Source organism: uncultured Campylobacter sp. (assembly GCF_937996225.1).
Lineage (GTDB): Bacteria > Campylobacterota > Campylobacteria > Campylobacterales > Campylobacteraceae > Campylobacter_B.
Window position 1 is genome coordinate 1 of record NZ_CALKTC010000002.1, and the last position, 12,614, is coordinate 12,614.

Sequence of the window (12,614 nt, forward strand, 5' to 3'; positions counted from 1 at the left end):
TCATTCTTTGAATGCTTTACTCTATAATGAGCTTTGGCTGCGTAATCCATTAATCCATCATAAGCCTTCTGGCAATCAGAATAAATCACACTCTCATCTAATTCGCTCTTGTGCTTAGCTGCACTTTGTTTGCTACTAATAAGACGCACTCTCTTTTAGAAATTCTGATAGTATGGGTATTAGCTCACTAGCAGAACAGTTTTTAACTATCTGAGTATAGACCTTACCGTCACGCTTTAGCATTCCGTTCTACTTGCAGTAACGAGCGTAGCGAAATAGAAATACGGATGTTTTATTTGCTACTCCTCTACCTCTTTTCTCAAAGAGAGTGCGAGCACAAGGCCTCTTACCCTCTTAGATCCGTTCTGCTCTACTTCACTATGCTTATAGCTTTTCAAGACGCAGCTACGAGCGAAGTGAAGTAAAAGTAGCTTTCGTCTATTTCAAAGCGAAGCTTCTAGGCGAGCTTGCGAGCTGGAAATTTCACCGCTAAATTTACTTATCTTTTCACACTCGCTAGCCATTAAAATTCTGATATTTTTAGTTATTTTGTTGATTATTTTTTCTGAGATATCAGTAAATTCTGCTATTTTTACAGCTTCTATATCAGATGAAAATACCGTAAAATTTCTCTAAATTTCTTCTCTGAAATTCGGGAACGAATTATATACTTGTTTTTCATCGGCAGGATCATAGTTAAAAACTCCTTTGAAAGTTTTTAACTTATCTTGAGCCATAAATTTTATAGATTTTTAGGGGGGGGGATAGAATGCACTAAATTTTTGGTTGAAAGGAAAAATACGGCTGAGGATAAGATTAGCGGGAACAAAGCCTTGACCCAAAATAGTACGGATGACAATAAGAAAGAAAGTGAAACGAAAAATATAAATGGAGATAAAGAAAATGAAGCTTTTGTCCAGGTTTCTTTATCGATTTTGAGCGGTATAGTAGGCGGCGCGCATGGGCTAATATATTAGATAAAGATTTATGGATTAATGTATTAACTATAGCTGTAGCGGGCTTTATTGTCTATGCAACAATAACTTGGTACGATAAGAAATTAGATAAAAAGATAGGATTTCCTATTCTGATTGTTCTTTTGCTCATAATAATGGCTCTACTTGCGTGTTTGACGTATTGCATTCACAAATAATTTCAAAGGAGAAAAGAATGAAAAAAGTAATTTTGATTTTGGCGGTTCTAGCGAATTTGGCGTTTGCAATAGGAGAAGATTTTTCAGAGTATAAAAAAAGGTGTGAGAACGAGGGCATTAGTACTTGCCTTAATTATGGCACAAAATATCTTTTTGGTACAGATACGATCTCTAGTGATTATATTCCTAGGGATTATATAAAAGCAAAATTCTTTCTCGGAAAAGCTTGCAAAAAGGATGATGTTAAAAAGAACGATGAGTATAATGCTAAAGAGGCTTGTTTCTATCTAGGATATATGTATCTTGAAGGGCTAGGCGTCGAGAAAGACGATAAAAAAGCTTTTGAGCTATTTAACACGGCTTATGATGGCAAGCTTGATGAGTTATATTATAGATTAGGAAAGATGTATTTTAAGGGTGATAGTATGCGCGATATATATAAAAAAACGATACGCGAGGATAAAGAAAAAGGTAGCGAGTATTATAAAAAGTCTTGCGACGGCGGATACCCATATGCGTGCAATGATATAGCCAAAATTCTTTATCAGTATGAATATAATGACGAAGCTGCCCAATATTATAAGAAAACTTGCGAGCTTGTAAAAAATACTGACGATGCAAAATATTTTCAAGAAGCTTGCGATATGTATGAATTACTAAAATAATCCAAATTTTACCCGAGCTGAATTTGCGCTCGGGTAAAACCTCTCAAATTTTCCCAAATCAAATTTAAATTTTCGCCGCTCTCGTTTTCGCCGATCCTTACGCTGCTTTTTGTTATTAAAACGTCGCATCCTGTCCTCTTTCGCCGTATTTGCCGCGTAGCAGAGCGCGCGAAAGAGCAAATTTTAATTTTATTCGCCCTGCTCTGCGATGAAATTACGCGCAAAGTATGGGCATAAAAAACGGAGGCGCCTTAAATTTTACTCATCACATCGTCGATTATCGCTTGCGCGCCGTTTCGATCCGCGAGCTCAAGCAGCCCTTTGCTCGCTCGCGCCACGTCGAAGCTCTCAATCAAGCTCAATATCCGCTCGCCGCTTGCGTCCTGCTGACGCACGATTTCGCACAGCCCGCGCTCTTTAAGAAATTTCGCGTTATAAAACTGATGATCCGCTGCTGCGAACGGAAACGGCACGAATATCGCCGGCAGGCCATTTGCGCAGAGCTCCCACAGCGTGCTGGCGCCGCTGCGTCCGACGCAAAGATCGGCGCTTGCGATGAGCTCGTGCATGTTTTTGCAAAAGCCCACGAGCTGCACGTCAAGGCCCTGCTGCGCGTAAATTTGCGAGATACGCTCAAACTCGCGCTCGCCGCACTGATGGATCACGCCGTAGCCGAGACCCAAGAGCTTGGGCGCAAGCTCCATGGCAAGCGAGTTGATAAAGCTCGCCCCCTGCGAGCCGCCCAAAAAGATGACCCTCTTAAGCGCCGTGCGCGGCCGCGCCGTCTCGAAAAAAATATCCGCGATCGGATAAGCAAACGCGGGCTTTTCATAGGAGCTGTAAAACGCGCGCGCAAAGGGCCTTAGCAAGCGGTTAAGCCGCCCGCAAACGGCGTTTTGCTCGTGGATAAAAAACGGCACGCGAGAAAGGATCGCCGCGATGGATGCGGGCGCCGAGCTGTATCCGCCCACACTGATGAGCGCGCGGACACCGTTTTGCTTTAAAATTTTACGCGCCGCAAGCGAGAGGCGCAGGATATTTAGCAGCGAGGCTAGCTTGGCAAAGCCCTTTTTATCGACGACGCCCGAGCTTTGCAGAAAATAGGCGCGCGCAAAAAGCTCGCTTTTTTCAAACCATGCGCGATCCTGCCCGCGGTTTGAGCCGATGAAGATTGCTTCAATGCCCTGCTTCGCAAGGCGGGCGGCTAAATTTTTAGCGATTATCAGATGCCCGCCGGTGCCGCCGCCGCTGATTGCTATGACCATACTTTTCCTTTAAATTTATAAAATTTCGCGCTTAAATTTGGGCCTCGGCGCACTTCGGCGTAGAATTTCAAACGCAAAATTCGGCTCTAAATTTACGCCCAAATTTAAACAGCGCTCGCCCAAAGCCCGCAAAAGCTTTAAAATTTCGCCCTTTTCGACGCCATCAAAACGAGCCCCACCGCAAACGATGCCGCGAGCAGATGGCTGCCGCCGTAGCTCAGAAACGGCACGGCGATGCCCTTGACCGGCGAGATCGACGTGATGCCATAGGAGTTGATAATGAACGAAAAGAAAAACATAAAACCGATACCCAGGCAAAAGAGGAAATTTACGTTATTTGGCGACTTACTCGCGGTCTGAAAGATGCGAAAGAGCATCGCATAAAATAGCGCCACGATGAGCAAAATCCCGATAAATCCCCACTCCTCGGCGATGCCTGCGAGCACGAAGTCGGTATGCACCTCGCTCAGATATCCGAGCTTAAAGCTTCCAAGCCCAAGTCCCTGCCCGAAAAACTCGCCGTTGTTTATCGCATTGAGCGAGTGCCCGACCTGATACGGCGCGCTAGCATCCTCTATACGCAGCCCTGCGGCAGTCTCCGGCGACATAAACGACAGCACGAAATCCTGCACGCCGCCCCACCACGAGCGCACGCGATCGACCCTGTGCGCGCTCGTGACGATAAAAACATAAGCAAGCCCTGCGATACCTAAAAAACTAGCACCAATGAGCTTAAAGCTAGTGCCCGCGAAAAGCGACATAAAAATCATCGTAAGCCCCAGCACCGCGACCTGTCCCAGATCGTTTTGCACGATGGCGACCAGAATTACCACAAAGCCGAAAAGCGCTACGTAAGGAAGCAGCGTCGCGATCTCGCGCCCGATGCTTTTTTTGGAGTGATCGAGCTTGCGCGAGAAGCTCCACGCCAAAAAGTAGATGAAGCCCACCTTGAAAAATTCCACCGGCGCGAGGTTAAAAAACGGCAGCCTGATCCAGCGCGCCGCACCGTTGACGTCGGCAACCAGGGATTTGGGCAAAAAGCCCATCGCGAGCATCAAAATCCCCATTATCGCGAAAAGCGACATACACACCGGCGTTAGGCATTTATCGGGATCGGCGCGCGAGACGATCCACATCACCGCGATGCAGGCAATCCCTACCGCGCACTGACGATAAAAAAAATGCAGTGGCGTAGCGCCCAGCAGAAGCACCGTATAGGAGCTCAGCGACAGCGAAAATATCATGCCGATCGTAATGAGCGCGCAGGTGAAGTAATATAGCCATTTATCGGTTCTCAATCATCTCTCCATTTTAAAATTTATTCGCATTTACGCGCGCCGTGCACGCTTCGTCTGCCGCGCGAGGTTCAAACCTTACTCGAAAGTGCAATCCTACATCGCCTTTTAAAAAGCGTACGGCACGATCGCGCATTGTCTTTTAGCACACAGCGCGATCGTGCATCTTTGATGCATAGCGCGAATTTTATTCTCGCACATAGGCGGCTTTGTGGCGTACGCTGCGGGATGGCGCGCCGAAAAAAACACATCCCGCGCCACTTTTTAAGCGTGCATTTTACTCTCACGTATCGCGCATGAATAGCGCACGGTAGTTGCAAAATTTTACGCCGCAACATCATTACAAACACGCTAACATGCTGATCGATTTTTAGCGCTCGGGCGATGTAAAACGCGCCGCATCTTACAATACAGCCACACTGCAAAATGCAACTTAGCTACAAAGCGCGTTTATACCGCAGGCAGTGCGAAATTTCGTTTTAAATTTATTCGCCGCTACGGCGCAAATTTTATTAAATTTATGCGCACAGCGATAAATTTTATTCTAAAATTTTTACATCGCAGAGCATGTAAGCACATTCGCATCACAAAACATACCGCCAATGCATCTGCACTACGAAACATGCCCGACAAAACACCGCGCGCCAAACAGCTCGTCGCACCGCTCGCAATACAATGTTTTTAGCATGCGACGCGAACAAATTCAACTGTTGCACAACCGCGATTTCGCGCACAGGCTTTCGTTTCGGCGCACGGCACCTCGCGGCAGCTTAGCTGTATGTTTTAAGACGCCGCGGACAGCGCACGGCAAACTAAACTTTGCGACAATTTTCGCTCATGCAGCCGTAAGTATTCCTCGGCCTACGACGCGATCCGCCGATAGCATGAAAGCTGAGCTGCGATGGTGTTCGGCGCATCCGTTTCAATCTCGGCAGCTTGCGGCGCCGATAGAGCCGTAGCGGAACATATCATGCCGTTTCGCCGCACCCCTACGGCTACAAGCGCCTTCGCCGTTTCTTCACGCGTCATTCGGACGCACGCCGTTTATGGCGAGCGCACATAAGTGGCGCGCATGATTATGAAATTTTATCACGCCGAGGCGGCCGTTTGCACGCTAGCTAATTTTAGATGCATGACGAGTAAATTATACTGCACGAGCCGTCTGCATATGGGCGCGGCGCGATTTAAAATTTGGGTCCGCGGCGGCAAATTTTAAAATTCAAAAGTCCAAAAACGTCAAAATTTTAAAATCAAAATTTGCGCCGCCTGGCATCCCCGTATGCAGCAGTTTCGGATAAAATTTCAAATTTACGTCGCGGATCGCCGCGGTGCCTTGAACGAAATTTATCCGTCGCAGAGCGTCTATCGTTTACGTATCGGCAGCGCGGCAAGCTCTCAATTCTGCGTCGCAGATGAAATTTAAATATCGCCTAGCGTTTAAAATTTAAATCTCAAAGCTCTTTCGCTCAAATTTTAGAATTTTAAATCCTGTGCCTTTTTAGCTCCGCTTGCGCCTTATAAAATTCAGACAACTCGCACGTCGCAAACGCAAGATACAAAACGTGCTGTTTATACCCGCCGAGCACTACTTTTAAAACGCCCACCGCACCGCAAAGAACTTTGATCACATCCTCGCATCCGTATAAACCGTCCGCCTTTCCGCAGCCACAGAAGCACAAGCGCGAGCTGCAAAACGCACAAATTTTAAAATTTAAAATCCGCCATGTAGATTAAAAAATTTTAAAATTCCACCGCTTCAAATCCGATCAATTTTAAAATTTTACCGACGCAGATCGATTAAATTTTAAAAATTCTAGCACCCGCAAATCCAATAAATTTCAAAATTTCGCTGCTTAAATTTTATCGAAATTTTAAAGCTTACTTGATTATGTCGCGCTGGCCTTTGGCGTTGATCTCGCTCAAAACACCCATCTGTTCGAGCTGTTCGATGATCGTCGCGGCGCGGTTATACCCGATACGCAAGCGGCGCTGCAGGTAGCTGATCGAGGTTTTCTCCTCCTCCAAGACTATCGCCTTCGCCTCGTCGTAAAGCTCGTCAAGCACGATATTTTGCGGATTGATTATACCGCCTTCTTGCTTGGCGCCCTCGTTTTCGATCAAAAATCTCTCGTCATAAACGACGCTTTCTTGCGCTTTTAAAAATTCTGCGATTTTGTTGATCTCATTCTCGGTCGTAAACGGCGCATGCAGGCGGATGAGCCCTGGCGCGGTAGGCGGCGTAAACAGCATATCGCCACGCCCAAGCAAGCTGTCCGCGCCCATCTGATCCAAAATCACCTTGCTATCGACCTTTGAGCCCACGCGGAAGCTGATACGGCTAGGCAGATTCGCCTTTATCAGCCCCGTGACGACGTCCACGCTAGGGCGCTGCGTCGCTACGATGAGATGGATGCCGCTAGCGCGCGCCATCTGCGCCAAACGCGCGATATAGTGCTCCACATCCTTGCCGCTCGTCATCATCAGATCCGCGAGCTCATCGATGATAACGACAATGTAAGGCAAAATGTCGCCCCCCTCGCGCAGCATCTTTTCGTTATAGTTGTCGATATTTTTCGTCCTGTTTTGCGCCATGAGCGAGTAGCGTTGCTCCATCTCCGAAACAAGATTACTTAGTGCGATGATCGCCTGCTTAGGCTGCGTGATGACGGGCGTTAGCAGGTGCGGTATGTCGTTGTAGATGCTAAACTCAAGCATCTTCGGATCGATCATTATAAGGCGCAGGCTCTTGGGCGAGTTGCGATACAAAAGGCTAAGCAGCATGGCGTTGATGCCCACGCTCTTGCCGCTTCCGGTGGTGCCTGCGATGAGAAGGTGCGGCAGTTTCTTAAGATCGGTAACGAACGGCTGCCCCACGATGTCCTTGCCAAGCACGATCGTAAGCGGACTGGAAGCGCTTTTAAACACGTCGCTTTCTAAAATTTCGCGCAGATAGATCGTATCGATATTTTGATTCGGAATCTCGATGCCTACGACGTCTTTGCCCGGAACCGGCGCTTGGATGCGGATGGTCTGCGCCCGAAGAGCCATCGCCAGATCATCTTGCAGCGTTAGAATTTTACTTACCTTGATGTGCGCGGCGGGGCGAAACTCAAAGGTCGTAACGACAGGACCCGAGTAAGTCCGCACCACGTCGCCGTCGATCTTAAATTTACGCAGCTTATCGAGCAGGTCGTAAATTTTACGATCGATCTCGCTCTCGTCGATGTTACTTTTCTTTTTCGGCGGCAAGTTTAAAAAATCAAGCGGCGGCAGCTTAAAATCCTTGGGCTTAGCCACCCTGCCCTTATCGAGCTGATCCAAAAGCCTTTTGTTTTCGGCGACCTCGCTTAGGCGCTCGACCCTTTTTAGCCTGCTCGGCTTTCCCTTTTGTGGCATTTTAAGCTCGCGTTCAGCGGAAGCTTGCAGACCATGTGCATCACTGAAATTCTGCTCATTCTCGGGTTCGCGAGCATCGTTTAAATTTTGAAAATTTTGCCCACTTTCAAAACCGCGTCCGCTTGCGCCCTGCTCCGCAAAATTACCCTGTTTCGCCGAATTGTCCTCTGTGCTCAAAGTGTCATTCGAAACGTTAAAATTTTCCGCACCTCTCAATCCTTGCGCAGACGAATGCTTTGCAAGCCCGCCTCTTTGCGCCGCATCCGCATCGCTAGCAAAATCATCTCCAATTCCATCCTGTGAGCTTTCGTCTCTTGAGCCAATAAAGCAGTTTTTGATGATGTCGGTAAAGCGGTCTTCAAATATAAGCACTAGCGAAAGCACAAAAATCGTAATATTAAAAATCCACACACCGACGCTTCCGATCATTCGCCTAAGTCCGTCCACCGCGAAGCTGCCGACTGCTCCGCCACTAGCGCCAAAGAGACTCGACTGCACCATCAAAATGGTAAAAAACAGCAAAATGGCTCCGATGCTAAACTCAAAAAATCTAAAGTCAAAACCGCGAAAATGCTTATAGGCTACGTATGCTAAGGCGAGCAAAAATAGCGGATAGATGTATGCAAAATAGCCGAATAGCTGGGTATTAAATGAGCGGATGGCGTTGCCTGCGCTGCCTACAAGCGCGGAATCGGGCGCAATAGTAGCAAGCCCAAAAAATATTATGATAGCCGATACGACGATAAAATATATTTCTTTAACTATGATTGATCCTTAAATTTAAAGCGGTATTTTAGCCAAACGAAGGTTAAAATTTTATTTGAAGGATGAAATTTTAATGCTTTGATAAAATTCCGCGCCCTCACAGGCGCGGAATTAAAGGGGTTAGTTTTTGACGGCTTTGCCCAGATCCCACATAGGCATAAAGATACCCAGAGCCAAAAGAAGAACCATGCCCGCCATAAAAAATAGCATGATCGGCTCGACGTAGCTTGAGATATTATCGATGATATCATCAAATTTCTCTTTATAATAATCCGTGACGTTACCGAGCATCTTATCGAGGTTACCGGCCTGCTCGCCCGCACTGATCATCTGAATAAGCATACTCTCATAAAGCCCTGTATTGTTAAACGCCTCTGTTAGGCTCACGCCCTGCTGCACGGCGATTTTAACGGTAGAGAGCTTCTCTTTTAAAGTATGATTATCCACCATTAAAACAGATGTATCTAGTGCATCTGCGATAGGAATACCCGCTCGCACAAGCTCTGTAAAAATAAGCATAAATCGCGACATAGTCGAGAAAAATATGATCTTACCAAATAGATAGACCTTTAAAATCGTCTTGTCAAAGCCCTTTTTAAACTCAGGGTTATTGCGATATGCCCATCTAAGAGCTATGATAGTGCCTATGATGCCCGCTAAAACAAAAATTCCATAATTATTAAGAGTGCTTTCGATACCAAGTAGAATTCTAGTAGGTAGTGGCAAATCCGCGCCCAAATCCTCAAAAATCTCGCGGAATTTCGGCACGACATACATCATCAAGACCGAAAATGCAATCGCCATAACGATCATAAGGATCATCGGATAACGCATCGCCTTTTTAAATTTACGCTGGTTCTCCCAAAGCTCTTGAAGCATAGCGGCAAGCTTGGCTAGAGATTCTGCCATATTACCGGTTGCTTCGCCCAGACTTACCATCGCAACGACGACATCACCGAGCTGACCTCTAAATTTTTCCGTAGACTCTGTCAAACTAAGACCTGCGTTAAGATCATCGTTCATAGCACTAAAAATCTCTTTTAGCGTCTTATCCTCTGCCGCCCTTGCGACCTCTTTGATCGAGTCGTGGATTGAAATTCCGGCATTTGTCATAACCGAAAGCTGACGGATCGACGCCACTAACGGCAGTGTTCTAACTCTTCCGCTACCACCCAGCATGCGCGAAACCTGCGCCTTAAAATCGCCGCCCGTATTGGCTACGACCTGGGTTTCACCTCTTTTTACGATCGTCCCGCCTACGCGCTGCTTCATGAGGTTGTTTGCTTGCACCTTATCGCTAGCTTGCAAAAACATCTTCCTTCTTGCGCCCTTGGCGTTGTATTCAACTTCTAATTGCTTTTTCATTGTTTAGCCACCCTATAAATTTCTTCTATACTAGTTACTCCGCGCGCAGCACGTATAACACCATCTTCAAACATATCTATAAAACCCTCCTCCTTCGCTAAGGCTCTCATATCGTCCTTTGAGCCGCCGTTAGCGATCAAGCTCTGCATTTTATCGGTAATAGGTAAAATTTCACTAATCATCTCACGCCCCATATAGCCCGTTTGACCGCATTGATCACAACCTACGGCCTTAAAAAATGTGTATTTTTCAGGCAAGAATTCCTTTAGCTGATCAAGCATCGATTTAGGCAGATTTGTAGGCTGTTTGCAGTGTGGGCAAAGCTTTCGCACGAGACGCTGTGCCTCTACTGCAATGAGCGCACCGCTTATGAGGTAGGCCTCTATACCCATATCCACTATTCGCGGGATCGCACTAACGGCGTCGTTGGTGTGTAGGGTCGAGAAAACCAAGTGTCCAGTAAGAGCAGCCTGGATCGCGATCCTAAGGGTCTCTTGATCACGGATCTCACCGATCATTATGATGTCAGGGTCTTGTCTTAAGATCGAGCGCAATGCTGAAGCAAAGGTAAGACCCGCTTTTTCGTTAACTTGGACTTGTTGGATTAAATTTACTTGATACTCTACCGGATCTTCTACGGTAATAACCTTAGTATCGATATTTTTAATATCGTTTAGCGCTGCATATAGCGTCGTAGACTTACCGCTTCCAGTAGGTCCGGTAACCAAGATAATACCATATGGAGCCTTCATAGCGTTATTAAATTTCTTAAAGCTATCAGGGTGCATACCGAGCTTTTCCAGACTTATGATAACCTTGGATTTATCTAGGATACGCATAACGGTAGATTCGCCATTGATAATAGGCAGTGTCGAGATACGAAAGTCATATTCGCGACCTGAAATTTTCATACTAAACCTGCCGTCCTGCGGCTTGCGGCGCTCGGCGATATCCATATTCGAAAGTAGCTTCAATCGGCTTACTAGCGGCGGATAGATATCTTTATCAAAGATAAAAATTTCAGCGAGCATTCCGTCGATTCTGGTACGCACGACGCAGTTATTCTCGGTAGGCTCGATGTGAATATCACTACCGCGCATCTTAATAGACTGGCTGATTATCATCTCAATGAGCTTCAAAATCGCCGAGGTATCATCGCTACTTCCGCTACCGCCAGTGTTGGCGAGCTCTTTGCGGATCTCTGCTACGAGCCCCTTAATACTCTCTGAAAGCTCAAGCTTAGATAGATATTTATTTACTTGATTCGGATCGGCTACTACGATTTTAAGCAGCTGTTTACTAAACATAGCCTGCGCTTTATCTTGCGACTCAAGATTAAACGGATCAGAAAAAGCAACGTAAATATTCAGATCATCCGCTTTAACCGGTATCACGCCGTATCTTTTAAGCTGTGCGGTAGGAGTGCGTTCCGATAGTCTGAAGTCTATGTCGATATCGTCTAAATTCATATACGACAGGTTCATTTTCTTGGCTAGAATTTGCAAAAATTCCTTCGGATCCATCGAAAATTTTTCGCTTATATCGTCAAATTCTATCTGACGACGTTTGTATAGCTCAACTAAAATTGAGCAAAAATCATCCTGGCTTAGATAGTTATCTCCGACTAAAACCTCTCCTAGCGTCAGGCCGATATCCATCTTGTCCTTAATTTCCGGAACAACGGTGCTAGTAAGGATATTGTTTCGTATTAAAATCGCAACAATCTGCTCTTCAATCTTTGTCATCGCGATCACCAATAAATTTTAATCGAGCTAAGCTTATCGCCAGCGTAAATTGCAATTACCATCTTTTTTACCTCTTCCTCTTCTTTGATAAAAAGCTCGGCGCGCTCGCCGTTTTCTAGGGTAAAGACATACGTATCACTCTTTTTTACGTATGCTCTCTCCGTAAATTTATCAAAAATTTCAGACAAAATATAATTGATCTTAGGCGTGCGAATATAGCTAATATCCACGCCGTCGCAAAGCGCCAAATAAAGCATCTTTTTTTGAAAAATTATAGTCGAATAAAGAGAGGCATTCTCGCGAGCCTCTTTGGTCTTATAAAGCATCACCGTAGGCACGACGAGCTCATTTACTTTATCCATCTTAAGGCACGCTTTGGCATACATATTTGCAAGTGCCTCGCTCTGCTCCTCGATGAATAAATTTCGCACGCTTTCTTGGCAGATACGGTTATACTGACCGATCTGATCCCAGTTGCGCACGTCATCGGCACTAACTGCAAATAACGACGCGATCGCAAAAGCTAAAATATATAAAATTTTCATAGTTTATCGCTTCTTATCTTTGAAATGAGGTTAGAAATTTCGCTATTTTTCGCCTTTGCATTAAAGGTTTCAAGAGCGTAAAGCGCGTCTTCTTTACGACCCTTTTTATAATTGGCTTTGGCAAAAATTATCCAGCTAGCGACGTTGTCCTTATCAAGCTCATTTGACGTAAGAGCCCATTTGATCGCATTGTCGTAGTCTTTCTTATTATACGCTTCTTCGGCTAGCGATAGCGAATACTCAATCTTATTCGTCGCGTAAAATTTGCTCTCCAAGCTCTGCTTGTCTTCGCTTAAATTTGAAGTTTTTATCTCAATCCTGGAACTTAGTGGAGCGCTACTTGCGGTATTTGTAGAACCTCCAGAGAAATTTGATTTAGGTGGCAATGGAGCGCGTCCAAAATCTATAACCTCGTTTTTA

Annotated in this window: 11 protein-coding genes and 2 pseudogenes; 2 read left to right on the plus strand and 11 right to left on the minus strand. The window is 45.7% G+C overall.

Annotated features, from left to right (window positions below):
* Together Q0174_RS00280 and Q0174_RS00285 are read right to left on the minus strand one after the other, a co-directional pair.
* Window positions 1-377: pseudogene (locus Q0174_RS00280) on the minus strand (hypothetical protein); the annotation flags it as partial.
* A 102-nt stretch (window positions 378-479) separates the two neighbouring features.
* Window positions 480-694 (minus strand): annotated as a pseudogene (locus tag Q0174_RS00285) (IS1595 family transposase); the annotation flags it as partial.
* Between the two features lie 476 nt (window positions 695-1,170).
* On the opposite strand from Q0174_RS00285, the gene Q0174_RS00290 reads away from it, so the two are divergent.
* Window positions 1,171-1,818 (plus strand): tetratricopeptide repeat protein, encoded by a 648-nt coding sequence (locus Q0174_RS00290; RefSeq protein WP_298040825.1) that lies wholly within the window; start codon window positions 1,171-1,173, stop codon window positions 1,816-1,818.
* Window positions 1,819-2,069: 251 nt separating this feature from the next.
* Here the strand turns inward: Q0174_RS00290 and murG are convergent, their stop codons facing one another.
* The 3 genes from murG to Q0174_RS00305 form a co-directional block, all read right to left on the minus strand.
* Window positions 2,070-3,083 (minus strand): undecaprenyldiphospho-muramoylpentapeptide beta-N-acetylglucosaminyltransferase, encoded by a 1,014-nt coding sequence (murG, locus tag Q0174_RS00295; RefSeq protein ID WP_298040827.1) that lies wholly within the window; start codon window positions 3,081-3,083, stop codon window positions 2,070-2,072.
* Between the two features lie 137 nt (window positions 3,084-3,220).
* On the minus strand, window positions 3,221-4,381 hold the full coding sequence (locus tag Q0174_RS00300) for an FtsW/RodA/SpoVE family cell cycle protein (RefSeq protein WP_298040829.1): 1,161 nt from the start codon (window positions 4,379-4,381) through the stop codon (window positions 3,221-3,223).
* 858 nt (window positions 4,382-5,239) lie between these two features.
* Window positions 5,240-5,407 carry a hypothetical protein gene (locus Q0174_RS00305; protein WP_298040831.1) on the minus strand — a complete coding sequence of 56 codons (168 nt, stop codon included), beginning with the start codon at window positions 5,405-5,407 and terminating at the stop codon, window positions 5,240-5,242.
* A gap of 250 nt (window positions 5,408-5,657) precedes the next feature.
* Between Q0174_RS00305 and Q0174_RS00310 the strand changes: the two genes are divergently transcribed.
* A complete protein-coding gene (locus tag Q0174_RS00310) occupies window positions 5,658-5,801 on the plus strand; it encodes a hypothetical protein (protein WP_298040833.1) in 144 nt (47 codons plus the stop codon).
* 58 nt (window positions 5,802-5,859) lie between these two features.
* Here the strand turns inward: Q0174_RS00310 and Q0174_RS00315 are convergent, their stop codons facing one another.
* The 6 genes from Q0174_RS00315 to Q0174_RS00340 form a co-directional block, all read right to left on the minus strand.
* Window positions 5,860-6,006 (minus strand): hypothetical protein, encoded by a 147-nt coding sequence (locus Q0174_RS00315; protein ID WP_298040835.1) that lies wholly within the window; start codon window positions 6,004-6,006, stop codon window positions 5,860-5,862.
* Between the two features lie 250 nt (window positions 6,007-6,256).
* The gene (locus Q0174_RS00320; protein WP_298040837.1) at window positions 6,257-8,500 is read right to left on the minus strand and encodes a DNA translocase FtsK; all 2,244 of its coding nucleotides are present in this window, start codon (window positions 8,498-8,500) and stop codon (window positions 6,257-6,259) included.
* A gap of 159 nt (window positions 8,501-8,659) precedes the next feature.
* Window positions 8,660-9,904, minus strand: coding sequence for a type II secretion system F family protein (locus Q0174_RS00325; RefSeq protein ID WP_005870289.1), 1,245 nt, complete (start codon window positions 9,902-9,904; stop codon window positions 8,660-8,662).
* Window positions 9,901-11,649: a GspE/PulE family protein gene (locus Q0174_RS00330; protein WP_040303655.1), complete on the minus strand. Its 1,749-nt coding sequence runs from the start codon at window positions 11,647-11,649 to the stop codon at window positions 9,901-9,903. Before Q0174_RS00330 ends, Q0174_RS00325 begins: the two co-directional genes overlap by 4 nt.
* A 5-nt stretch (window positions 11,650-11,654) precedes the next feature.
* Window positions 11,655-12,194: a hypothetical protein gene (locus Q0174_RS00335; protein WP_177389145.1), complete on the minus strand. Its 540-nt coding sequence runs from the start codon at window positions 12,192-12,194 to the stop codon at window positions 11,655-11,657.
* Window positions 12,191-12,614: CDC27 family protein (locus tag Q0174_RS00340; RefSeq protein ID WP_366112393.1), on the minus strand; the 424-nt coding region annotated here is incomplete at its 5' end. The genes Q0174_RS00340 and Q0174_RS00335, both read right to left, overlap by 4 nt.